General features: G+C 55.2%; 21 protein-coding genes and 1 pseudogene. 8 read left to right on the top strand and 14 right to left on the bottom strand.

The genetic code is table 11. The features are described from left to right. Positions 1–21: 21 nt before the first annotated feature. The 4 genes from ACORNT_RS06255 to ACORNT_RS06240 form a co-directional block, all read right to left on the bottom strand. On the bottom strand, positions 22–1,497 hold the full coding sequence (locus ACORNT_RS06255) for a carotenoid oxygenase family protein (protein WP_321396883.1): 1,476 nt from the start codon (positions 1,495–1,497) through the stop codon (positions 22–24). Between the two features lie 94 nt (positions 1,498–1,591). Beyond that, positions 1,592–2,404 (bottom strand): CmcJ/NvfI family oxidoreductase, encoded by an 813-nt coding sequence (locus tag ACORNT_RS06250; RefSeq protein ID WP_321396880.1) that lies wholly within the window; start codon positions 2,402–2,404, stop codon positions 1,592–1,594. A gap of 334 nt (positions 2,405–2,738) precedes the next feature. After that, entirely contained in the window at positions 2,739–3,224 is a 486-nt protein-coding gene (locus ACORNT_RS06245) for a MarR family transcriptional regulator (RefSeq protein WP_321396877.1), read from the bottom strand. A gap of 105 nt (positions 3,225–3,329) precedes the next feature. Further along, entirely contained in the window at positions 3,330–4,313 is a 984-nt protein-coding gene (locus tag ACORNT_RS06240; RefSeq protein ID WP_321396874.1) for a helix-turn-helix domain-containing protein, read from the bottom strand. Between the two features lie 412 nt (positions 4,314–4,725). Between ACORNT_RS06240 and ACORNT_RS06235 the strand changes: the two genes are divergently transcribed. Genes ACORNT_RS06235 through ACORNT_RS06225 form a run of 3 tightly spaced genes read left to right on the top strand, consistent with a single transcriptional unit; the run spans position 4,726 to position 8,146 of the window. Then, complete coding sequence (locus ACORNT_RS06235; RefSeq protein ID WP_321396871.1) at positions 4,726–5,991, top strand: multidrug effflux MFS transporter; 1,266 nt, start codon at positions 4,726–4,728, stop codon at positions 5,989–5,991. 28 nt (positions 5,992–6,019) lie between these two features. Then, a complete protein-coding gene (locus ACORNT_RS06230; RefSeq protein ID WP_321396868.1) occupies positions 6,020–7,588 on the top strand; it encodes an AMP-binding protein in 1,569 nt (522 codons plus the stop codon). A gap of 24 nt (positions 7,589–7,612) precedes the next feature. After that, the gene (locus ACORNT_RS06225) at positions 7,613–8,146 is read left to right on the top strand and encodes a 2,4'-dihydroxyacetophenone dioxygenase family protein (protein ID WP_321396865.1); all 534 of its coding nucleotides are present in this window, start codon (positions 7,613–7,615) and stop codon (positions 8,144–8,146) included. 53 nt (positions 8,147–8,199) lie between these two features. Here the strand turns inward: ACORNT_RS06225 and ACORNT_RS06220 are convergent, their stop codons facing one another. Continuing rightward, positions 8,200–9,216 carry an NAD(P)-dependent alcohol dehydrogenase gene (locus ACORNT_RS06220; RefSeq protein WP_321396862.1) on the bottom strand — a complete coding sequence of 339 codons (1,017 nt, stop codon included), beginning with the start codon at positions 9,214–9,216 and terminating at the stop codon, positions 8,200–8,202. Between the two features lie 166 nt (positions 9,217–9,382). On the opposite strand from ACORNT_RS06220, the gene bluB reads away from it, so the two are divergent. After that, on the top strand, positions 9,383–10,021 hold the full coding sequence (gene bluB, locus ACORNT_RS06215) for a 5,6-dimethylbenzimidazole synthase (RefSeq protein WP_321396859.1): 639 nt from the start codon (positions 9,383–9,385) through the stop codon (positions 10,019–10,021). Positions 10,022–10,024: 3 nt separating this feature from the next. Here the strand turns inward: bluB and ACORNT_RS06210 are convergent, their stop codons facing one another. From ACORNT_RS06210 to ACORNT_RS06195, 4 genes are all read right to left on the bottom strand, one after another. Then, positions 10,025–10,819: an ABC transporter ATP-binding protein gene (locus ACORNT_RS06210; protein ID WP_321396856.1), complete on the bottom strand. Its 795-nt coding sequence runs from the start codon at positions 10,817–10,819 to the stop codon at positions 10,025–10,027. Beyond that, the gene (locus ACORNT_RS06205) at positions 10,816–11,814 is read right to left on the bottom strand and encodes an iron ABC transporter permease (protein WP_321396853.1); all 999 of its coding nucleotides are present in this window, start codon (positions 11,812–11,814) and stop codon (positions 10,816–10,818) included. Before ACORNT_RS06205 ends, ACORNT_RS06210 begins: the two co-directional genes overlap by 4 nt. 157 nt (positions 11,815–11,971) lie before the next feature. Further along, positions 11,972–12,967, bottom strand: a complete 996-nt coding sequence (locus tag ACORNT_RS06200) for a hypothetical protein (protein ID WP_321396850.1) — start codon at positions 12,965–12,967, stop codon at positions 11,972–11,974. A gap of 30 nt (positions 12,968–12,997) precedes the next feature. Then, positions 12,998–13,663, bottom strand: a complete 666-nt coding sequence (locus ACORNT_RS06195; RefSeq protein ID WP_321396847.1) for a hypothetical protein — start codon at positions 13,661–13,663, stop codon at positions 12,998–13,000. Positions 13,664–13,904: 241 nt separating this feature from the next. Between ACORNT_RS06195 and ACORNT_RS06190 the strand changes: the two genes are divergently transcribed. Further along, entirely contained in the window at positions 13,905–15,911 is a 2,007-nt protein-coding gene (locus tag ACORNT_RS06190; RefSeq protein WP_321396844.1) for a hypothetical protein, read from the top strand. 15 nt (positions 15,912–15,926) lie between these two features. On the opposite strand, the gene ACORNT_RS06185 is transcribed toward ACORNT_RS06190, so the two are convergent. The 5 genes and pseudogenes from ACORNT_RS06185 to mdlC all read right to left on the bottom strand — a co-directional run bounded on the left by ACORNT_RS06185 (position 15,927) and on the right by mdlC (position 18,997). Beyond that, a complete protein-coding gene (locus ACORNT_RS06185) occupies positions 15,927–16,112 on the bottom strand; it encodes a hypothetical protein (RefSeq protein WP_321396841.1) in 186 nt (61 codons plus the stop codon). A gap of 127 nt (positions 16,113–16,239) precedes the next feature. Beyond that, positions 16,240–16,665 carry a methyl-accepting chemotaxis protein gene (locus ACORNT_RS06180; protein WP_321396839.1) on the bottom strand — a complete coding sequence of 142 codons (426 nt, stop codon included), beginning with the start codon at positions 16,663–16,665 and terminating at the stop codon, positions 16,240–16,242. A gap of 95 nt (positions 16,666–16,760) precedes the next feature. Then, positions 16,761–16,979: pseudogene (locus ACORNT_RS06175) on the bottom strand (response regulator); the annotation flags it as partial. After that, the gene (locus tag ACORNT_RS06170) at positions 16,979–17,365 is read right to left on the bottom strand and encodes a hypothetical protein (protein WP_321396834.1); all 387 of its coding nucleotides are present in this window, start codon (positions 17,363–17,365) and stop codon (positions 16,979–16,981) included. The pseudogene ACORNT_RS06175 and the gene ACORNT_RS06170, both read right to left, overlap by 1 nt. A gap of 51 nt (positions 17,366–17,416) precedes the next feature. Beyond that, positions 17,417–18,997: a benzoylformate decarboxylase gene (gene mdlC / locus ACORNT_RS06165; RefSeq protein ID WP_321396829.1), complete on the bottom strand. Its 1,581-nt coding sequence runs from the start codon at positions 18,995–18,997 to the stop codon at positions 17,417–17,419. Positions 18,998–19,269: 272 nt separating this feature from the next. Here mdlC and fumC point away from each other — a divergent pair, with 272 nt between their 5' ends. The 3 genes from fumC to ACORNT_RS06150 are packed head-to-tail and all read left to right on the top strand — an operon-like array spanning position 19,270 to position 21,872. After that, on the top strand, positions 19,270–20,646 hold the full coding sequence (gene fumC / locus ACORNT_RS06160; protein ID WP_321396826.1) for a class II fumarate hydratase: 1,377 nt from the start codon (positions 19,270–19,272) through the stop codon (positions 20,644–20,646). Between the two features lie 18 nt (positions 20,647–20,664). After that, positions 20,665–20,961 (top strand): DUF3175 domain-containing protein, encoded by a 297-nt coding sequence (locus tag ACORNT_RS06155; RefSeq protein WP_321396823.1) that lies wholly within the window; start codon positions 20,665–20,667, stop codon positions 20,959–20,961. Then, positions 20,958–21,872, top strand: coding sequence for a hypothetical protein (locus ACORNT_RS06150; protein ID WP_321396820.1), 915 nt, complete (start codon positions 20,958–20,960; stop codon positions 21,870–21,872). The genes ACORNT_RS06155 and ACORNT_RS06150 overlap by 4 nt, the downstream gene beginning before the upstream one ends. Positions 21,873–21,901: the final 29 nt, after the last annotated feature.

The following is a 21,901-nucleotide window of genomic DNA, read 5'->3' as shown; positions in this document are numbered from 1 at the left end:
CGGCCCGAAAGCCGCCCCATTTTATTTCCGTTTTGATTTCTCCAGTTCCCCTCGGGGCACCCACCAGCCGTGCACCTGGGGACGCAACCTGTGCGGAATGGTCACTTTCGCCACCGGCCCGACCGTCACATTGCCCGCGTCAAAGATCCAGGCTGCGTGAGCAAACTCATTTTCGCCGATCTGTTGATCGACAATGGAAATCAGCCAGCCCTCGTGTCCGTCCTGCGACGCAGGCACATGGACAGGCTCCCCAATCCCCCACAACGGTGGAAAGGCATAGGAATCAATCCGGCCTGACCCCGGCTCAATCCGCAGCAACAGGTTAAATTCGGCCCCCACGACACCGCCCATCAGCGGCGGCCCCTGAAGTTCCGGATTGACACTCAGGTACCAGCCTCTCTGGTAGGGACGCCCCTGATCCGCATCAGCCACCCGCGGCATATCACCCGGAGGGCCGAGCGTCGCCTGGGTCAGTTTTTCATCGCCGCCGTTCATATCCATGGTCCAGCGGATCAACCCGCCGCCCAGTTCCTGCGACGGAACATTCAGGCCCGAGGCGCGCTGGATGAAAGGAAAGGCATTACATTCGGACATATTATGGTCCATATGCACCCGTCCCTCGCTGTCCTCAAAGGCATTCATCATGTGATAGGTCGACACTCCCTTGGGGCCCCTGAACCAGCGCATCTCGGACACATCGCCATAACGCGGCATGATACCGACCCAGCTGTCCAGATCCATGTGGTGAACCCAGTGATCGCCACCTGCCTTGAGGCGCTCCAGATCAGAAGTGGTCGGGTAGACCGGGAAAAGAGCATAGTTTTCCGTCATCACAAAGTCATGCATCATGGAGCAATAGGGTACATCGAACCACTGTTCACGGATCAGTTTTCCGTCCTTGTCGGCGATGCAATAGGAGACCTTGGTGGAGGCCAGGCCATCTGCTTCATAGCCGAAGAAAAACATTTCCTTTGTGTCAGGATCAATACGCACATGGGCGGTCATGGTTTCCGATTTCAACGCCCCGTCAAAGTCATATGACCCGATGGTTTCCAGGGTATGGGGGTTCATCTCGTAGGCGCGTCCGTCTTCCTTGGTCATCAGCAGGCGCCCGGCATGCCAGACCGGCGTGGTATTGGCCACGGTCCGGTCCACGCCCTTTACGGACGGATCATCGGTAAAGGGATTGCGATAGCGTCCGAACAAAGCCTTGCCTGCCTCGACCTCTGCTGTATGCCGGGCGGTCTGGACATAACGTATGTCAAAATCCACTGTGCCGTCGGCGCCAAAATAAAGCCGTGAAACCATGCCGTCACCGGACAGCGCCGTATCGTCATCAAACATCGGCGGAAATGCCGGATCGGGCACGGCCCGGAAGAAGGCCCCGCACACATCTGCCGGGATTTCACCTTCCACCTCCAGGTTTTTCAAACTGTACTCTTCGCAGACCGGGGCATTCAGGCCGACAAAGTCCGGCGTCTCAGGATATTTTTTCATAGTTGTTCCCTCACAATAATCAGATCGGTCATTGATCATCCAGCCGGCAGGCAACCGAACGACATTCGAAAGTTTTGCGCGTTACAGTTACCCGTCAATCATCATACCAAAAGGCCGTTGCCCGCATCTCGATGCTTGCCCTGGGCACAGCATCTGCCGGACAGGACGGATCGTCAAAGGCCACATGGGGCACCTGGATGGCCTGGCCCTTCTCACTGTCATAGGTATTGAACACCAGAACCTCATCCCGGTTCATGTCCCGGTAATACATCCAGCGATGCCCGGGGTTATGCCCGACGACCAGTCCCTCGAAAGACCAGCGGGGTTTTCCGGGTTCGTCAAATACCGCCTCCGCCGACACAAGGTCCGCAGATTTGACCGAACGCACATCACAAAGAGCAAGCGGCACATCCTGCGGCCCTGGTGTCAGGGCGCGCCATACATTGACCTGGGTGAAACGCCGCACTTTTTTGCCTTCCGGCGCAATCATTTTTGCCATCCCCTCTGCCGTTGCAGGACTTACGTCCACATGGGCAAACCGGGCCGGGCGCGAATTATTCAGACTTCCTGCCTTGCCGCTCTTTTCCCCAAAACGGAGAAGGCCGGGAGAAGTCACCAGAACCTCGTCGGCACCTGTGACCTCCTTGACCAGGGCTTTTATCTCCTGTGGATGAATTTGAGCCACGGTGACGGAATCTGTAAAATTCTCGACGGCGCTCTCGTGCCGAACCAGGACAAAGCCTTCCCGTTCGAACCGGGGGGGATCCTCCAGGCTGCGTGCATTGACAATCTCCATGGACCGTATATCCATTTCCAGGATATCTTTCGTATAATCATTGGCGTGATATTTGGGTTGTACCTCCATAGGTGCGATATAATTGATATTGGCATGGACTGTTGCAGTCATCTCATAGCCCCATTGTTGCTCCACTATATTTTCGGTCACGACAGTGCGCGGAAGTCCCAGCCTGTGACGAGGCTCCCTTCCCTGCACTGGCACCGTCGTTTTTGTTATCCGAAGCATGCCACATTTTGTTTGTGGTGCATATTATTTTTTGTTTGTGTGCCATATTATTATTTTACGATCCGCAACCTGTAATGATTATCGGATATAGGCTAAAAACAGCGGCGTTCCGTCCATCGTGGGAGGGAGGAAGACAAGGAAAAAAAAGACAATAATAAACCCGGAGGCAAAACCTCCAGGTTCGAAATAAAGTCAGCTATCTGAATGGCGACCAGCGTCAGGAGCGGCTGGCGATAACCTCAAGGAATTTGAAAAAGGATGCCAGTTCTTCCCCGGAGAAAAGCTTCTTGAACCTTTCTTCATGGCCCTTGATAAGCTCTTTTGCCTGGGCCAGAAGAGCCTCCCCTTCCTCGGTCAGGCACAGCTCATGACGACGGCGGTCGACCTTGGATCTCTTGCGTTTAACCAGCCCGCGAGTGCTCAGTTTATCAATAATCACCAGCATGGTTGCCCTGTCCATCAACAGCACAGTGGCGAGTTCTGACTGGGAAATTGCCGGGTTCTCCTTGATCAGCCAGAGCGTGGCGCCCTGCCGCTGAGTAAGCCCGATGGGCGCAAGAGTTTCAAGAAAATCCCGCTGCAAAACGATCTGGGCCCGCTTTAGCTGGTAACCGAGCAAATCGTCAAGGCCTTTCAAACTCACCGGTTTGCCCGATGACAAATTCGCTTCTGCCTTGCCTTTGCTGTTTTTCATTTTATTCATACTTTCAATCAATCCCTCAGCACAAACCGGCTATTCCCGTACCTTCTTCGGCTTGCAGCACACTCAGTCGTTGATAAATTACAACAGTTAACGTGTCAACCATACTCATGTCGCCAGCGTCTTTTGCTCCCGGTCGTTTCCGTTCACGGCAATATTGCGGTAATCCCGCGGACTCATGCCATAGTGGTTACGGAATACACGAGCGAAATGGGTTGAATTGTTGAACCCCCAGCCAAAGGCAATTTCCGTAATGGTATGTCCGCGCCAGATCACACCGGACATCTGACGGGCACATTCTTCTATACGGCGACGCTGAATGTAATTTGAGACTGTCTCGTCGCTTTTTGAAAAAAGTACATGCAGATAGCGGGTGGAAATATTGAATGCTGCCGCCACCTTGCCAACAGACAGCTCCGGATCACGCAGATTGGCCTCAATATATCGCTTGATCTGAATGCGCCGTGAGCCAGCAACTGCGGACTCATCGGCAATGATCCCATGTTCAGCGCTGCAGGCAGTTGCCAGAACGTCAAGAAGATTCTGTGCCAGCCGCTGCCCGACCTCGGGAGTGAACTCCTCCTGCGCCTGGTTCCAGATACTGCGCAGCATCGCCTGCAGGATATTCCCGGCCCCCCGGCTTCCGGACAGCTTAAGACCTGCGGACAGTTCCGGGGCCGGCAAATGCAGCTTAAGCGTTTTTGCCGGAATTCCGAGGACAAGTGTGCTGCTTTGTCTCGCAAAACCGAAGGTGTAGGGTGAGGCACTGTCGCACAGGACCATATCCCCTTCCTCAAGCTCCGCTATATGTCCATGCTGTTGGCTTTCCACCTTACCCTCAAGCTGCAGATGCAGGAAAAAAAGATGGTCCCTTGCCTTGGAGACATGCTTTGGAGTGCGGCTCACCTGGGCCGGTGCCGAGCGGGGATTGGCCAGCGGAAGGTCACCCAATAAAATCGTATCCATGGACGCCCTGAATTCCTTCGGCTGATAGGCGACGGCCTCAAGTTCCGTAAAGGTTGAGCATACTGCGTCGTTCCAGTACAGCAGCTTATTAAAGGCCGTGACTGAATCTGTGGAATAGTGATGCATCACAAATCTCTCCCAAGACTGTTAACTCCCTATACCGGCTTCAGGTCGTTGCTTGTAATTCTTCTCTCGTGTTCAAATGACGACAGTGAATAGCGCGGTGTTTAATCTGGCCTGATGTTGTGTAATATGTTGTAACAGGCCATTTTTATTTATAGTATGACGTATGACGTATGACGTATAATAAGCATAACTAACTATACCTGAACTTCCCTATGGGCTGTCAAGTGTTACTGTGGAACTGATCAATGAGATTCTCGGGTCATACTTCCGTTGCGGCAACTTTTCCTTCGCCTACGGTAGCGCATTTCACGTCACCCGGGAGCATAAAAGTTCAAAACGAACAACAGGGAACTTCACCGGAACAGGCCGTCGCTCGTCATCCGGGGGATCATGAACAGACAGGGAAACAGGAATGTCGTCTTCTCGATTATTTGACCCCCAGGGCAGCAGTTTCATCATCTTGCTGGGTGCACTTATGGCACAAGCTGCCCTCGCTGTTGACGCCCTGATCCCGGCCATGCCGGAAATGATGCAGGATCTGGGCATCCCTGCCTCAGAGGCACAGCTGACGGTTGGCTTTTTTATGGCTGGTTTTGCCGCAGGCCAGATCGGCTGGGGCTGGCTTTCCGACTGGATCGGTCGCCGGCCGATAATCCTGATAGGTACCGGCGGCTACGTCTGCTCCACTTTCTTTTGCTCCTTTGCCGAAAGCGGGAATGAACTTATTTTCTGGCGTCTTGCCCTTGGCCTCAGCGCTGCCGCGACGGTAACCGTGACCCGGGCCATGATACGCGATTATTTTACCGGTACCCTTCTCGCCCGCAAAATGGCCGCTATGACCACCGTCTTTTTCCTTTCCCCCATGCTGGCGCCAGCCCTCGGAACGGTCCTGCTTTTTGTCGCCGGCTGGCGTAGTATTTTCTGGATTCCCGGGCTGGTCAGCCTGTTCTCCTTCTTTTTTGCTCTTTTCTGCCTTGAAGAAAGCCTGCCCGTCGAAAAACGGAAAAGATCCTCTTTTGGCGCCATCTTCAGGACCGCCATGGAAATGATCCGCCACCCCATCAGCGGCCCCTGTTTTGCCATTCAGGCCGGGATGTACATCGGACTAATGGCCTGGATCTCCTCCTCTTCCCTGATTCTGACCGGCTATTACGAGGTTCCGGTAAAATATTTCGCCCTTTTCTTCACGATCGGGGCTCTGATGCAGTTTTGCGGCTCTCTGCTCTGCAATCGCCTGCTTAAATTTATTTCCCTGTCTTTCGTGATGCAGATGGGGGGAACCTTTACCGCCCTCGGCGGCGGGCTTCTGATCTTCATGACAATCCTGACGACCGGGCCCTTGTGGTCCATATTGCTGGGCCAATGGATGTTTATGTTCGGATTCGGTATGATTGTACCGGCCGCGGGCGGATTGACCCTGCACGCTTTCGGCGCTGTCGGTGGATTGGCTGCCGCCTTTCTGGGAAGTGTTCAAAGCTTTTTCGGGAGTCTGGGATCCGTCACCTCCGCCTATACATTTGACGGCACTCCCAGCTCACTGGGCATCGGCGTGGGCATTGCAGCGTCCATTGCCTGCACCATGACAGTGATATTGAGTTTGACCTTACACCGGCGTCCAGAGCTTATCAGCCATCCCCAGGAGGCAAAAGCCGGGAACCCGAAAACCAAAACACCATGATATTTCAATAAAACAAGAGTGAGAGACCATGCGATCAATTGACTTTTTTGACAAAGGTGCCGATCTGGCAGGAGACCGCCTGGCCCTGATAGAGGGCGACAAACGCCTTACCTTCAAGGAGCTTCAGGAAGAAACCTACCGGTTTGCCAAAGCCATGGATGCCGACGGCGCGGCCCATCAGTCCACTGTAGCGCTGTATGCCCCCAACCATTGGGGCGTGCTTGTTGCTCTTCTGGGATTGTGGCGTTTTGGGGCAAAATGGATTCCGGTCAATGCGCGAAATTCCATCGATTCCAACATCCAGTATCTGAACTATGTAAAATGTGAGCGCATTTTCTATCATTCCAGCATGACCCGGGAAGTAGAACAGCTTCTGGCCGAAGTGCCCAGCTTCACCACTGCTGTCTGCCTGGACAAGCCCAACGGGGATCACCCGTCCCTGGAAGACTTCCTCAAACGCGGTGAAAAAAGCAACTGGCAGGAAGAGTGTGACGCCTTCGGCAAGCTTGATGAGATTGTGGGCATTTTTGCCACCGGCGGCACCACCGGTCCGTCCAAGGGCGTCAATGTGACGAACCTGGGCTGGGGCACCATGTTGTCCACCGCCGCCGGCTGTTGGGATGCCCCCGACGTCGAACCCGTCTGCCTGGTGACCGCCCCGCTGACCCATGCTGCCGGTCCGGTCACCGTCGCCACCCTTTCCATCGGCGCCACCCAGGTGATCCTGCCGGGCTTTGATGCGGGCAAGGTGCTTGAAGCCATCGAAAAATACAAGGTCACCCATATTTATCTGCCGCCGACCGCACTTTACATCCTTATGGATCACCCGGATCTGAAAAAATACGACCTCAGCTCACTAAAGATTTTCCTGCTGGTGGGATCTCCTGTGGCCCCGGAAAAACTGCGTCAAGCCGTGGAAATTTTCGGCCCCTGTATGTGCCAGTGTTATGGCCAGGTGGAATCTCCCATGATCACCACATGGCTCGATCCGGCTACTGTAGCGAAAGCAGCGGCCGGCGACCATCCGGAACGGCTGGCTAGTTGCGGACGCGCCACGCCCCATGTCCGGGTCGGCATTATGGATGATGACGGCAACCTTCTGCCGCCTGGCGAGCGTGGGGAAATCGTGTCCCGCGGGCCACTGGTCAGCCACAGCTATTTTGAAAAACCGGAAGAAACCAAAGAAGTCAGAGCCTTCGGCTGGCACCATACCGGCGATGTAGCCTATCGGGACGAGGAAGGATATTTCTTTATTGTCGACCGCAAGAAAGACATGATTGTCACCGGCGGCTTCAATGTCTATTCCGCCGAAGTGGAAGCCTGCGTCATGGAGCTTCCGCAAATTCTGGAATGTGGCGTCATCGGCATTCCCCATGAAAAATGGGGCGAGGCGGTCACCGCCATCTGTGTTCTGGCGGAAGGCGCCAGCATCTCCGAGGAAGACGTCATTGCCCACTGCAAAACTCGTCTCGGTGGAGTGAAGGCCCCCAAAAAAGTGGAGTTCTGGTCCGAGCTGCCGAAAACCGCCAACAATAAAATGGACAAAAAGACCATTCGCCAGAAATTCTGGGGGGATTCTGACCGCAACGTTGGATAATTTTAAAATATAGAGGAGCAAAACATGCCTGAAACACCAAAAACCGAATTCTGGCGCGACATCAAACCAATCGAATCCGTATTCAAACCCGATGCCGCGCCTGAAACCTATTACCCCAACACCACCTCCGGTGATGAAAGATACTGGGTGCCCATTTCCGAAACGGTGTCTTCCCGACCGCTGTGGATTTCCCCATCCCGCAACATGTGGGCCGACATCCTGATGGCCAAAGAGGCCGGACTGGTGAACCGTCATTACCATCCGCACCAGATCTTTGCCTATACCGTCAGCGGCAAGTGGGGTTATCTGGAACATGACTGGACGGCCACCGCCGGCGACTTCGTTTATGAAACGCCTGGCGAGGGTCATACCCTGGTGGCTTATGAGCATGAAGATCCCATGCAGGTCTTTTTTGTCGTCACCGGTCCGTTGATCTGGCTCGATGAAAACGGCGAATCCATTGGCCATTTCGACGTCCATGACTATATCGCCATGGCCAAGGAACATTATGACAAGGTCGGAATTGGCGCGGACTTTGTAGATACCCTTTTCCGCTAGGGCCTTAGTTCTCAGGAATAAAGGGCATGCTGAAACCCCGGCATGCCCTTTTTTTATACTGTGATAACAATTTTACCGAAATGGCTGCTGGTCATCTGATGTTTGAAGGCATCATGCGCCTGATCGAAATCGAACGTAGCCCCGATCACCGGCTTGACACCGTTAATGGCAATGGCCTTGTTCATATTTTCGAACATGTCCCGGTGCCCGACAAATATGCCGCGCAGCATGGCTGCCTTGAACATCAGACCATGCGGGCTGAGATCGCCGTCCGCGGCGGCAAGCACTCCGATCAGGGCAATTTCCCCGCCATAGCCCACCGACTGATAGGACAGCGGCAGGGTGCCGGCGCCGCCGACCTCGACAATCTGGTCAACGCCTTTGCCATCGGTAAGTTTCATCACCTCCTGGGCCCAGTCAGGCGTATTTTTATAGTTGATCACGCCATCGGCGCCCATGGCCTTCGCCCGTTCCAGCTTCTCATCGCTTGACGAGGTTATGATCACCCGGGCCCCGGCCATGCGGCCGAACTGCAGGGCAAACATGGACACGCCGCCAGTGCCAAGACACAGAACCGTATCGCCGGGTTTAAGGGTCCGGCCTTCCATCAGGGCGTTCCAGGTGGTCACCCCCGCACAGGGCAATGTCGCCGCCTCTTCAAAAGACAGATTGTCCGGAATAGTCACCAGTCCGTCCTCGGGCAGGACAACATATTCGGCAAGCATGCCGTCAAGCGGGCCGCCAAGGGCAATACCTGGCGTCGCGGCCGGCGGCTGGCCATTGATCCAGCCCTGAAAAAATGTCCCGGCAACCCGGTCACCTGCCTTGAAGCGGCTGACTCCGTCACCGATCTCCACAACTTCTCCCGCCCCGTCGGACAGGGGGATGGTCGCGTTCTGCACTGGGCCGATAAAATATTTACCCGTGACCACGGCCTGATCACGATAGTTCAGCGATGTTGCCTTGACCCTGACAAGGACCTGGCCGGGACCTGCCACCGGCTTCTCCCGGTCTACAAGTTTAAGCCCGTCCAGGCTGGTGCTGCCAGCCTCTATTTCATATGCTTTCATTTTATGCTCCCGTTTTTTATTAGTTTGTAATAAAAACAAATATACCGTCAAGACAAAGTTCGGTGAACAAGGCCAGAGAGCATCTTTTTCATCACCTGCAACATGTACGCTTTCACGACCGGACCGGATCAGTTATCCTTTATTCTCACGACAGCGGACAACCTGGATGAAAAAACCGGTATTTAACGACACCTTCAGGAAAGAATTGCACGATCTGCTGATCTGGCGCAGGGATGTCCGGCGTTTCCGGACAGACCCAGTGAAAGAGGAGATCCTTACCGACTGCCTGGAAATGGCCTGTCGCGGGCCTTCTGTGGGAAATTCCCAGCCCTGGCGGTTCGTGCGGGTTCAAAGCCCCGCAAAGAAGGAAGACCTGATCCGTGCTTTCGAAGTGGAAAATGAGAAAGCCCTGGCCGAGTTTGACGGAGAAGACGCCGCCCTCTATGCCCGGCTGAAACTGGCCGGTCTCAGGGAAGCCCCGGTACAGATCAGCGTTTTTGCCAATGTGGAAACCGCTGTCGGCAAAGGATTAGGCTCCCGCACCATGCCCGAGGCGAAAATGTATTCGGTGGTTTCCGCCGTGCAAATCCTGTGGCTGATGCTGCGCAGTTACGATGTCGGTCTCGGCTGGGTCAGCATCCTGCCGCCGGACAGGATGGCAGAGCTTCTGGAGGTGGACGCCTCCTGGGTCTTCATCGGTCATCTCTGCATCGGTTATCCGGAGGAACAGACCGATACCCCGGAACTTGTCAGGGAAGGATGGCAGGAGCGCCTGCCGATGGAGAAGTTCCTGCTGGAACGCTAAGTGTCAGATTTTCTTCCAGGGGACGATGAATTCCTCCCCCTCTGCCTGCCAGCGAACCGCCCTGATGCCGTAGGCCTCTGACAGATTGTCATCGGTGAGCACTTCATCCGGACCGCCCCGCGCCAGGACACGTCCCCGGTTCAGAAGAACCAGTTCATCGCAATAACGCCGGGCCAGAGTCAGGTCATGCAACACGATCAGTACGCCGTGCCCCTGTGCGGCCAGTTTTTTCAGGATCCCCATGACCTGTATCTGGTGGGAGGGATCGAGGGAGGCCACCGGTTCATCCACCAGCAGATAGGGGGCATCGGTGACAATGGTCCGGGCCAGCATGGCACAAGCCCGTTCCCCGCCGGATAAAGTGGTGACAACGCGCTCCCTCAGATGATAACTATCGGTCATCTTCAGGGCCATTTCAACGGCGGCATGGTCCTGCTCTCCGATCTTTTGCCACGGACCGAGATGGGGCAGCCGACCGAGCGTCACCATTTTTTCCACCGTCAGCGGCCAGTGGACTGGCGCCCCCTGGGCCGCATAGGCCATTATTTTCGCCCGTTCGCTTAAGGATATATCCTCCAGCATTCCGCCATCCAGACTGACAGTCCCACCGGTTCGGGACACCAGACCCAGAACGGATTTGAGCAAGGTACTTTTACCGGCCCCGTTGGGCCCGATCAGGCCGATCATTCGACCGCGTGGAAGCTGGAAAGAGACATCCTGCAGGATCCTGTTGTCGCCGTAGCTGACATCCAGATTGCCGACCTCAAGCCGCTGCTCTGGCGGAAACTCATTGCTCATCGCATGATCTCCCGCGTTTTATGGATAATATGCAGGAACAAAGGCGCCCCGATCAGCGAGGTCACCACGCCGAGCTGCAGTTGCTGATTACCGAACGGCACCCGGGTAATCATATCCGCCAGCAGTAGTAATATGGCCCCGCCAAGGGCGCTGGGCAGAAGCAGGCGACCAGGCGCATAGCCGACAAGAGGGCGGAGGAAGTGAGGCATGACCAGCCCGACAAAGCCGACTGTGCCGCAAACTGCCACCACGGCGCCAACACTGAGGGCCGAGCCCAGTATAATGCGCAGTCTGAGCAGCTTCATATTAATGCCAAGGGTAGCAGCGGTTTCCTCGCCAAGACTGGTCGCATCCAGCCCCCGCCCGGTCCCGGCCATCAAAAGCCAGCCCATAACAACAAAGGGAGCCGACAGCAAAAGGTCCTGGGACGTGCGGTTTTCCAGCGACCCCATCAGCCACATGACCATATCCTGCAGGGCCAGCGGGTTGGGAGCAAAATTCATCACCAGCGCCATGATTGCCGCGGCCAGCGAACTGATGCCGATACCGGCCAAGATCAGGGTCAGGATGCTGGCGTCCCGGGCGGCCAGATAAAGCAGGATTACCGTTGCACCAAGGCCGCCGGCCATGGCCAGAAGTTGCACCGCCAGCGGAAAGACCGTGACCAGGCCGAAGGAGATGGCAATCACCGCCCCCAAACCGGCAGAGGCAGACACACCGATCACACCGGGATCGGCCAGCGGGTTGCGCAACAGTCCCTGCAGGGCCGCGCCGGATACGCCCAGGGTTGCCCCGGCCAGAATGCCAATGGCGACCCGCGGCAATCTAAGTTCCTGGACAATGATGGTGATATTCTCTTCTCCGCGACCAACCAGCCCAGACAGAATTTGCGAAACCGACAAATCCACCGGCCCGATCAGAAGGCTGACAAAAGCACACAGTAGCAACCCGACTATCAGGCCCGGGACCAGCAATAACATTTGCCGCGAACTCATGCCCTGTTCCCTGAAATCTGGTTTGCTGGCATGGCCGATATGTCCTCCGCTGCGGATATGAATAAGAAAGCTGGCTGCAAGTCTTACCCAATTTGCCCGACGGGGACAAATGAAAACCGCCGCCAGCCCTGTTAACTGATCTGCGTCGGAAACGTTGTTAAGGCTTCAGTTCGAGACTCGTGACGAACTGAAAATCATCTTTTGATTTGGGAATACCTTTGACTGCCTTCACATAGAGATCGAGTTTATTTCCCTCGATGGAAATCTGCCCGAAGGGAACCAGCTTGTCCAGAACCTGGTCCTTGTATTTGCCCTTCATATATTTCTTGTTCTGTTCATAGTCCGGGTGCTCCTCCGGATGAACGCCGGCCACTCCTGCCACCGTAAACCGGTATTGGGCGTAGAGCTTGTAGGATCCGAAAAAAGTCTGATCCAGTTTTTCTGCTTTCTCGGCGGACATCGGTATCCAGTATGTTTTTGCTTCTTTTACTGCGGGGACCTGATACCCGACTGGTTCGCGATAGCGACTGACCCAGGGAATAATCCATTTATCCCCTGCCGGGACATAAACCGGCCACGCCCCTTTATCGAAATCGTACCTGCCCACCTGAAGCATCAGATCATTGGGGTAGTTATTAAGGGCGCCCTCGGGAAACGACCTGTTATCCATCCAGGGGGCCACTTCGAACGTCGTCGGAGCGCCCTCGGACTCTTTCAACATCTTCTTCGTGAAATCCACCTTATTCTTGCGCCAGTAAAACTCGCTGGAAAGCTTGCTGTTTTCCTCGGGATAAAAAACCAGCACAAATTGCTTCAATTGATGATCCGGCCGGGTCTCCAGAATATCCGGCGCGATGCTGAGGACCGCCCGCGCCATCTTAACGGCTGTGGTCGGCTGGTCACCGCCCGAAACTTTCACCTCTGATTTGGCAGAAGACCCCGCAGAGGCCGATTTTGATGAAGAGGAAGAAGGAGAGGTTTGTTTTTCCTCCCCAAGGCCCACGGCGTCTTTCGCCGCCTCCTGCGCCTCGTCCTTGACAATTTCCCCGGCTTTTTTCTTCAGTTTATCAAATATCCCAGCCTGCGCCTGAGGCTGAGCCGTCAAAAGCAATAAAGCTGCGCTGATTGATCCCAGGACTAGTTTCCGTTTCATGATGATCTCCTTACTTGTAAATTTGAAAAATCAGGCCTCTATCGGGGTGGCCTCGCTCTTCGTTGTTGACAGCCTGTCGCCGAGTTGGTCCGGGTCTCCGGTCAGATAGGCTTCGACCTTTTTTCGGGCCATAGATTTGACAAGCATTCTGACACCAAAAAAGCTGAAAAAAGGCGCCACCAGCAGGCCGACGGCAAAGCCCATCCCTTCCGACCACAACAGCAGCGACCAGACAAATGGCGTGGTGAAAAAAGCCGCGACCGGCCACCAGGATATATTTCCCAGCAAGGGCAACGTGACCCGGCCCGGGAAAAACATGGCCGCGAAATCGTCACCCCAGAAATATTCCTTCATCTGATGATTATAAACCGCAATATAGGGACCTTTTTTCTGCCCTTTCGGAATGGCCCACATGACCGTCAGGATGCTGCCTTTACGGCAACTGATCCCCCAGTCTTCAAAAGAAAAGGACTGCTCATGTCCGTCCTGTCCCTGCAGTATGAACTGGTTATGCCGGGTGGTTTTTGATCGCACATCCACATAGGTGGGTGTTGTCTGGTTACCAACCGAATAACCGCCGCCGCCACTGCCCGAAACTTCCGTTTCAGACCATTGTTTTTCATCAACAACCGCACCGGTAAAATAGTAAATTTCATAGATACGTCCGTTTACCATCACCTCTTTTAAAAGCGCCATGACATCTTTCTCCCGTTATTTCATTTCAGGCCCGCACCGGCCAGAGAGTCCTTGAAGTACTCCGTAACCATCTGAAAAATATAAATTAGTCTGGCGTAAAGCACATCGAACGGAATAGGGCGTTATCGGTCCTTATCGGACCTTATGACATTTTTTTAAGCGGCTTGAACTCGATCACGGCTATCGATAGACTGTCGAAAGGCAACTCTTCAGAAACGCCACATTCGGGGAGTCGGGCAAGATGGAGAATAACGGAATCGGTGATCAGAACAGCCGGACACGCAACCGCGGCGTCCGGGCATCGCGGATCAAACTTGAAAAGGCCCTCGCCGAAAGTGACCTGGAAAAGAAAACCCAGGTCGCCCTCGCCAATCGCATAGCCGATCTGGAGGACCTGGAGGCCGCTCCCAAGGATCTGGTCAGCAAGGTCTTTCGTGAATTGCCGGTCGATCCGCAGACCCTGGAACGAATTGCCCGTGCACTCGGCGTGGAAGCCCGCAGCCTCTATCTTTCGGAGGAACCCGACTTAACACCACCACTGGAGCGGATACCTCCGCCTCCTGTCCCCCGGGAAACAGCTCCGGCATGGTTCCGTCCCGTTGCCCTGTGGCCGACGCTACTGATGTTTACTGTTATCGTCATTGCCGTCTTGGCTGTACGAAATCTTTCCACAAACAACGATCTGGTCTGCCGGACAAACGAGTTCTTCAATCCCCTGAGGACGTCATCCGGACAGCTTGGCGTTGTCATCGCACGCTTTGCCAACGACCCAAAAAACCGGGCTCAGGAAGCGCTGACCTCAGAATTCCTCAATGATCCGAAACTCAATCGTTATGTCAGCATCCTTCAAACCTGTGACCGACCGTCTCTGTCCGGCCCGGGTGACATCAGCGCCCGTCTTGAAAAAATCAGGGAGGACGGCCGGAAAAAGCTGACCGGCACCGGCGCCCACATCCTGATCTGGGGACAAAATGACGGGGAACGGCTGCAGGTCCGCTTTATCTCTCCGAATGAAGGAATAAGTCCGGTTTCCCTGGATATCGGCGGCAGACCTACGCAGCTCTCCGAGGCCCAGTTGGCAATCCCGCTGGACCCGACCCGGCCGGGCGACACCATGCCGGACATCAAGAAAATTGCCCTTGAACTGATGACACCTGCGGGAGAAGACCTCAAACATCTGCGGCAGGAAGCTGTCCAGTCCTATCAGACGTCCATGGAATGGCTTCGGGCTTCAATACTCGGTGACCGCAATGTCAAACGCACAATAGACCCACAAACGGACCCACAGCTCTGGGCCCTGATCAACGGACAGCTTTGCTATAAACAGCGCCTGCTCGGAGACTATGATGCGGACCTCACACAATACCGGGAAGCAGAGAAAAGCTGCCGGGACGCGCTCAGCGTCCGGGACCGGAAACAGTTTCCCCGGGACTGGGCCAGCCTCAAGATCAATCTGGCCAGCACCCTGATCCGCCAGCATCTTTATGCAGACAGCCCGGAAAAAAGTCGCGACTTCCTGCGTCTGGCCGAACACGCCATGACAGAAGCTGCCGAGGTTCTGAATCAAAAGGCCATGCCTCAACTCTGGGCCCTGCAAAAACGCAATATGGGTGTGGTTTATATGCGGCTCGGTGAACTGACCGAGGGTGACGAAGCTGAATATAATTTCGACCGGGGACTGGAGTCCATGCGCGACGCCCTCACCGTTCTTAATCCCGAGTTCCAGCCAGTGGACTGGGCCCTGACCCAGCAGAATATGTGCCTGTCCCTGTACCGCAAGGGATATAACAAGGGCAGGGAAGGCATCCCGCTCGTCCATCTGGCCGGCGAGCACTGCCGGGAAGCCCTGCGCTGGCTTGACCCGGAGAAAACCGGTCTGACCTGGGCCATGGTCCAGAACAATCTTGCCGTCAGCCTCGCCATTCTGTCGCAGCTTGAAGAAGATCCCGCCCGGCTTGCCAGCGCAATAGATGAATTTCTCAAGGCTCAAACCGTCTATACCCGCGACCGTTTCCCGGCCAACTGGGCGGAAGTGGAAATTAATTTGGGGGAACTGAATTGCAATCTGGCGGTCCTGCGGAAAGATCCATCCCGTCTTGAGAAAGCCATCAGCCATTCGGAACAGGCCCTTGAAGTACTCATGGGAAAAAAACTCGGCCGTTACCAGCATTATCTTGAGGGGCTTCTGAAGACCTATAAGGCCTGTCAGCAGGAAGATATTTCAAAATGCAACTGCACCCCGGAATGAGGCACCTTCGCCAGTCTAGAACATTTCAATACCATCATCCTCATCGGCCGGGTTACCGGCGGAACCACCGTCAGATTCTGAAACAGAAACCGTTTTTTTCAGGCCAAGCTCCTCGAGAAACCTGTCCCTGACTTCCTGCAGGGGGAAGTTTTCCCCAAGCCGGTTAATCCAGTCCTGAACTTCCCGGTCCTCCATCGACATCTCGCCATAACTGCGCCATTCTTACAAGCAGCCTGCATTTCCGCCAGAAAGTCATCCACAAGTCTCAGGGTCGTGCTGATTGTCTGCATATACTGGCTCGAGCGATCCTGATACTGCAGACCCGTCGTCAGGCCGGAATATCCCCGGCAATTTTTTCGGAAAGCTTGGAGGATTCCTGGAGTTTACCATTGAATTCAGTATTATACTCCATCAGGTTACTCATCATTTCACCAATCTGGTCCTTGGCGGCAATATTGGGATTGATAGCGGTATTTGCAATATCCTTCAGGGTGTCAAAGCCGGCCCGGATACCCCTGGACACCTCTCCCATTTTGCCCTGGATTTTTCCCGCCACCGAATTCACCATATTGGAGAGATCCCGCATTTCATCTGACACGACGGAAAAACCCCGGCCCGCTTCCCCGGGCCGGGCGGACTCGATCTTGGCATTCAACGCCAGCAGATTGGTCTTTTTGTTGATATCCTCGATTTTAAGCACCAGTTCCTCTGTCTCTGTGACATGCTCGATCACCGTCTCCAGGTCGGTGACCATAATCAGGGCCTGTTTACAAAGGTTCTGAACTTTTGATATCCCGTCATTCAGTGTCTCATCCAGATAACGGATCAGGTTGGGCAGGGAACGGTCGTTATCTTGGAGAGGAAGGTGATGCCGTCCATTTTCGGCATTTCAATATCAAGGGTCACCACATCCGGATTGAGTTCCTTGATCATTTTGCGGGCAATCAGAGGATCGGGTGCGGTACCGACCACTTTCAGATCCGGCGCCTTGTCGATTATGCTGGCCAGAAGCTGCCGCATCAGGGCGAAATCATCAACGATCAGGACACTTTTGGATCTGTTAGCCATTACCGCTTCCCCCCTCTTCCAGGACCGGCCGGCTTGACGCCTCTCTCCATGCAACTGCGGAGCAGTTTTTCCTCTTCATCCAGATATTGCGCATCGGCAGAACGACGCAACAGCAGCCGTTCGACCTTGCCTGTCGCCGGGAAGTAGTGAACGCGACGCGGATAGGGGCCACCCAGATCACAGGCCTCCACCTTCAATCCTTCCTTCTCAAGGAATTCAAGCACAAAACAGGCATTCTCGCTGCCAACGGCTGACAGGCTCTTGATGACGTTTCCTCCTCCGAAAACCTTGATCTCGAGATCCGACTTTTTACATCCCGTCTCCAGAACAGCATCGAGAAGGATTTTCATGGCATAATCGCCATAGCGCAGGGTACCATGGTGCATTAAAACACCTGAGGCAGATTGGTGGAAGCGGCGCCCATCAGATCAGGCGCATCATTCCTCGACCATGACATCAACCAGAGTAGGCCCCGTTGCATTGAAAGAGTTAAGCAGAGCTTGTTTAAGATTTTCCGGTTTGTCGACCCGGGCAGCACTAACCCCCTGCCCCACGGCCAGCGCACAAAAATCAATGCCCGGCAGTTGCGTGCCCACAAGCTTCTGCAGGCCGAACTGCGGGCCGAAATTTTCCAGCGCCTGATAGCTGCCGTTATTGACAATGACAAAGCTTATAGGCAGGCCCTGCTGTGCCGCCGACCACAGGCCCTGAATGGCATACATGCTGGAGCCGTCACCAAGGATGCAGATGACTTTCTCTCCCGGCCGGCCAAGCGCCACACCGACCGACGCCGGCAGTCCATGGCCGAGCCCGCCACTGGCGCAGGTATAAAAACCGTCCCTGTCCAGGATCGGCATGTTGGCCTGCATGACCGGGCGGCTGGAGGGTGCTTCTTCCACTATGATGCTGCCGGCAGGCCTCAGGTCGGCAAGGGACTGGAACAAAAAGATATCGGTCAGGCGTTTGCCGCTTTCTCTGGCGGGCTTCTGACGCATTGGCGGCGCAGTTCGCGCGGCATTTGGCTGCGGCCCCTGCAACAGGGTTGCAATACCGGCCTTAAGGCTGGTCTGGATAGACATACCGACCGGTGACAGGGCGGCATGTCCCGGATTTGCCGTCAGATGATAAAGTGCAGACCCTTCGGGTATATGGGGCCCATGCCCCTCCACATGATAGGGAAAAACCGGCGCCCCCAGAACCACAATCACATCGTGACCATCAAGGCGTTTGACGATTTCTTCACGCATGGCCGGCAGGAAACCGGCGAACAGGTCGTGATCCTCGGGAAAGCTGTTGCGGGCTGACATGGGACTTGCCCAGACCGCCGCCTGATGCCGTTCCGCCAGGGCGATAACCTCCTCCCAGGCATCGTCCCGGGCCACTTCCGCCCCGACGATAAAGACCGGTTTTTTACAGGCGGCCAGCGCCTCCGTCACCTGGTTCAGCATTTCCTCATCGCCCCCCAGAGACCGGCTGACCTGACGAACCTCCAATGGATCACAGGGCACATCCCAGTCATCCACCGGCACCGAGATAAAGGTAGGGCCGAAGGGCGGCTGCAGGGAGGTATAGAAGGCCCGGGCAATGGCCAGGGGCACATCCTCGGCCCGGGCCGGCTCGCTGCTCCATTTCACATAGGGTTTGGGAAACTCCGCCGCCTGGTCGGCAAAAAGAAACGGCTCATACGGCAGGATGGAACGCGCCTGCTGACCGGCAATCACCACCATGGGCGTCTGGTTCTTCCAGGCAGTAAACAGGTTGCCGAGGGCATGGCCGACCCCGGCCGCAGAATGAAGATTGACCACCGCCGGACGTCGTGTTGCCTGGGCATAACCGTCGGCCATTCCCAGCACCACACTTTCCTGCAGGCCGAGCACATAGTCAAAATCATCGGGAAAATCACGGAACATCGGAAGCTCCGTCGAGCCCGGGTTACCGAAAATACGGTCAACACCCATTTCACGAAAAAATTTGAAGGTTTCTTCCCGAACCGTTGAGACCGGTGTTGAATGCCGCATGCTTAACTCCCTGCATCTTATTTCACGCTGCCAGAGTAACAGGGAAGCAGAAAATCAGCTATATAAAATAACATTCTGTGGGCCTGTTTCCGGAAAATTTTCAACTCAAAAGAATTAATACGATACTGAAAAACCGCATTTATCCGGAGGAGAAGAAAGGGTGGCAGTCGCTTCAGCGAAAAAGAGAAATATGCTTTTTGAATTGCCCGCAATGGCCTATCATTCTGAATTCATTTTTTTGTCCGGCAGCCCGCCAACCACAGGAGCGAAACATGTCCCGCAGGGAAACAGACAGCATCGGCGAGATCGACGTCCCCGAAGACCGTTATTGGGGGGCACAGACTGAAAGATCCTTGCGAAACTTCAAAATTGGTGAAGAGCGCATGCCCGCCCCGCTGATCCGGGCGCTTGGTCTGCAGAAAAAAGCCGCAGCCCTCAGCAATATGGAGCTGGGCCTGCTGGATCAGGACCTGGGCACCGCCATCGTCCGGGCCGCAGATGAAATCATCAACGGCACCCTCATGGATCATTTCCCGCTGGTCGTCTGGCAGACCGGCTCCGGCACCCAGACCCATATGAATGCCAACGAGGTCATTGCCGGCCGGGCCAACGAAATCCTGACAGGAAGGATCGGCGGCAAGGACCCGGTTCATCCCAACGACCATGTCAATCTGGGCCAAAGCTCCAACGACAGCTTCCCCACAGCCATGTCCATTGCCGCGACAGAAGAAATCCAACACCGGCTGATGCCTGCCCTTCAGCACCTTTGGGAAGCTCTGGGATCAAAGGCCGAAGAATTCGCCGATATCGTCAAAACCGGCCGCACCCATACCCAGGACGCCACACCGGTCACGCTCGGGCAGGAATTTTCCGGCTATGCCCGCCAGGTGGAACTTGGAATTGCCCGTCTGCAGGATGCCCTGCCACGGCTGATGGAACTGGCCCAGGGCGGCACCGCCGTCGGCACCGGGCTGAATGCCGATCCGCGCTTTGCCGGACTGTTTGTCGAAAAACTCGTGCAGGACACCGGCCTGCCCTTCACCAGTGCCAAAAACAAGTTCGAGGCCATTGCCGCCCATGACGCCCTGGTAGAAACCTCCGGCGTCCTGAATGTCATCGCCACCGGCTGCATGAAAATTGCCAATGACATCCGTTTCCTGGCCTCCGGTCCCCGGTCCGGTATCGGGGAACTGATCCTGCCGACCAACGAGCCCGGCTCCTCCATCATGCCGGGCAAGGTCAACCCGACCCAGTGTGAAGCCCTGACCCAGGTCTGCGCCCAGGTGATGGGCAACCATGTCACGATCACCGTCGCCGGTTCGAACGGACATTTTGAACTCAATGCCTTTAAACCGGTCATGATCTATAACCTGCTGCAGTCCATCCGCCTGATGTCCGATGCCTGCCGGAGCTTTACTGACAATTGCGTCACCGGCATCACGCCCGACCGGGAACGCATTTCCGAACTTCTGGACCGGTCCCTGATGCTTGTCACGGCACTTAATCCGCACATCGGCTATGACAATGCCGCCAAGGTCGCCAAGAAAGCCCATGCGGAAAATAAAAGCCTGAAACAGGCCGCCCTTGAACTGGGAGTTGTCACCGAAGAACAATTTGATGACTGGGTCGATCCCCGGAAAATGGTCTAACCCCAGAGGGATTAACATATGACGACCGGCTCCGAGAAAAAGAAATGGTCCGGAAAAGTGACGGAAGAAAGCCATGCCCTTGACCTGGAGGAGGGCGTGTTTACCTGGCATGACCCAAAAAAAATTGCCGCTTCTCTCAAACACTCGGCCGAGGAAAGCAGCAGACGCAAGGGAACCCCTTTTCAATCGGCCATGTCCATGCTGAATTTTTATATCAACCGTGCCGGTAAAAACCTGGATGAAGACCAAAAGAAAATCCTGGAACAGGCAAAAGAAGAACTGCGCGTCCTGTTCGGAAAGGGGACGGCAGGATGAGGAAAATTCCAGACGCCAGTATCCAACACCTGATCGAGGCGGAACAATTGCCGCCAGACTTTGGGGAGACGGTGGATCGCTATTACAGGCCTGTCGCGCTGAGAATAGCTGAACTCCATAAAGATCTGGACCGGTCACTGGTCATTGGCCTCAACGGCGCCCAGGGTAGCGGCAAGTCGACAATGGCGGCCTTCCTGAAACTGCTTCTTGAACACAGCTACGATCTGAGCACCGCCGTCCTCTCCATTGACGACCTATACCTGACCAGGACCGAACGGGAAGCCCTGTCCCGGCAGGTCCACCCCCTGCTTGTCACCCGGGGCGTGCCCGGCACCCACGATATTGATCTTGGGATCCGCACCATAAACAATTTGGCACAGGCCCGGGAAGGCGAAATCACCAGCATTCCCCGCTTTGACAAATCCCGCGACGACCGTCGCCCTGAAAGTGATTGGGATAGCTGGGAAGGTCCGGCGCAAGTCGTCATTCTCGAAGGCTGGTGTGTCGGGGCCCGGCCGCAAAATGACCAAGACCTGAATACCCCGGTCAATGAGCTGGAACGCTTTGAGGATCCGGAAGGCACCTGGCGTCACTATGCCAACGATGAGCTCCGGACGCATTATCAGGACCTGTTCAATATGCTGGATTATCTGATCATGCTGAAGGTACAGTCCTTCGAATGCGTTCAGTCTTTCCGCCTGAAACAGGAACAAAAGCTGGCCCGGAAAATTGCCGAGGCCGACGGGCCCACCAAAGGCACCCGGCTGATGGATGAGGCAGCGGTAAAGCGTTTTATCATGCATTACGAGCGCCTGACCCGCTTCATGCTGGAAACCATGCCCGCCTATGCCAATATCATCCTGCATGTGGATTCAGACCACCGGATCACCGGGCCTTTACATTTCGGTTGACATCTTCCTGCCATTTATTTATCGACAAC

It is taken from the genome of Emcibacter sp., from assembly GCF_963675455.1.
In the GTDB taxonomy this organism is placed as follows: Bacteria; Pseudomonadota; Alphaproteobacteria; order Sphingomonadales; family Emcibacteraceae; genus Emcibacter.
This window is presented reverse-complemented; position numbering and strand designations above follow the sequence as displayed.

Bases quoted from the DNA above. Each gene is read 5' to 3' on its own strand.
- fumC (WP_321396826.1), top strand. From the start codon at position 19,270: ATGTCCCGCAGGGAAACAGACAGCATCGGCGAGATCGACGTCCCCGAA.
- ACORNT_RS06210 (WP_321396856.1), bottom strand. From the start codon at position 10,819: ATGAGCAATGAGTTTCCGCCAGAGCAGCGGCTTGAGGTCGGCAATCTG.
- ACORNT_RS06200 (WP_321396850.1), bottom strand. From the start codon at position 12,967: ATGAAACGGAAACTAGTCCTGGGATCAATCAGCGCAGCTTTATTGCTT.
- ACORNT_RS06190 (WP_321396844.1), top strand. From the start codon at position 13,905: ATGGAGAATAACGGAATCGGTGATCAGAACAGCCGGACACGCAACCGC.
- ACORNT_RS06170 (WP_321396834.1), bottom strand. From the start codon at position 17,365: ATGCACCATGGTACCCTGCGCTATGGCGATTATGCCATGAAAATCCTT.
- ACORNT_RS06205 (WP_321396853.1), bottom strand. From the start codon at position 11,814: ATGAGTTCGCGGCAAATGTTATTGCTGGTCCCGGGCCTGATAGTCGGG.
- ACORNT_RS06155 (WP_321396823.1), top strand. From the start codon at position 20,665: ATGACGACCGGCTCCGAGAAAAAGAAATGGTCCGGAAAAGTGACGGAA.
- ACORNT_RS06180 (WP_321396839.1), bottom strand. From the start codon at position 16,665: ATGGTCACCGACCTGGAGACGGTGATCGAGCATGTCACAGAGACAGAG.
- bluB (WP_321396859.1), top strand. From the start codon at position 9,383: ATGAAAAAACCGGTATTTAACGACACCTTCAGGAAAGAATTGCACGAT.
- ACORNT_RS06220 (WP_321396862.1), bottom strand. From the start codon at position 9,216: ATGAAAGCATATGAAATAGAGGCTGGCAGCACCAGCCTGGACGGGCTT.
- ACORNT_RS06225 (WP_321396865.1), top strand. From the start codon at position 7,613: ATGCCTGAAACACCAAAAACCGAATTCTGGCGCGACATCAAACCAATC.
- ACORNT_RS06185 (WP_321396841.1), bottom strand. From the start codon at position 16,112: ATGTCGATGGAGGACCGGGAAGTTCAGGACTGGATTAACCGGCTTGGG.
- ACORNT_RS06245 (WP_321396877.1), bottom strand. From the start codon at position 3,224: ATGAATAAAATGAAAAACAGCAAAGGCAAGGCAGAAGCGAATTTGTCA.
- ACORNT_RS06195 (WP_321396847.1), bottom strand. From the start codon at position 13,663: ATGGCGCTTTTAAAAGAGGTGATGGTAAACGGACGTATCTATGAAATT.
- ACORNT_RS06240 (WP_321396874.1), bottom strand. From the start codon at position 4,313: ATGCATCACTATTCCACAGATTCAGTCACGGCCTTTAATAAGCTGCTG.
- ACORNT_RS06150 (WP_321396820.1), top strand. From the start codon at position 20,958: ATGAGGAAAATTCCAGACGCCAGTATCCAACACCTGATCGAGGCGGAA.
- ACORNT_RS06235 (WP_321396871.1), top strand. From the start codon at position 4,726: ATGTCGTCTTCTCGATTATTTGACCCCCAGGGCAGCAGTTTCATCATC.
- ACORNT_RS06230 (WP_321396868.1), top strand. From the start codon at position 6,020: ATGCGATCAATTGACTTTTTTGACAAAGGTGCCGATCTGGCAGGAGAC.
- ACORNT_RS06255 (WP_321396883.1), bottom strand. From the start codon at position 1,497: ATGAAAAAATATCCTGAGACGCCGGACTTTGTCGGCCTGAATGCCCCG.
- ACORNT_RS06250 (WP_321396880.1), bottom strand. From the start codon at position 2,404: ATGACTGCAACAGTCCATGCCAATATCAATTATATCGCACCTATGGAG.
- mdlC (WP_321396829.1), bottom strand. From the start codon at position 18,997: ATGCGGCATTCAACACCGGTCTCAACGGTTCGGGAAGAAACCTTCAAA.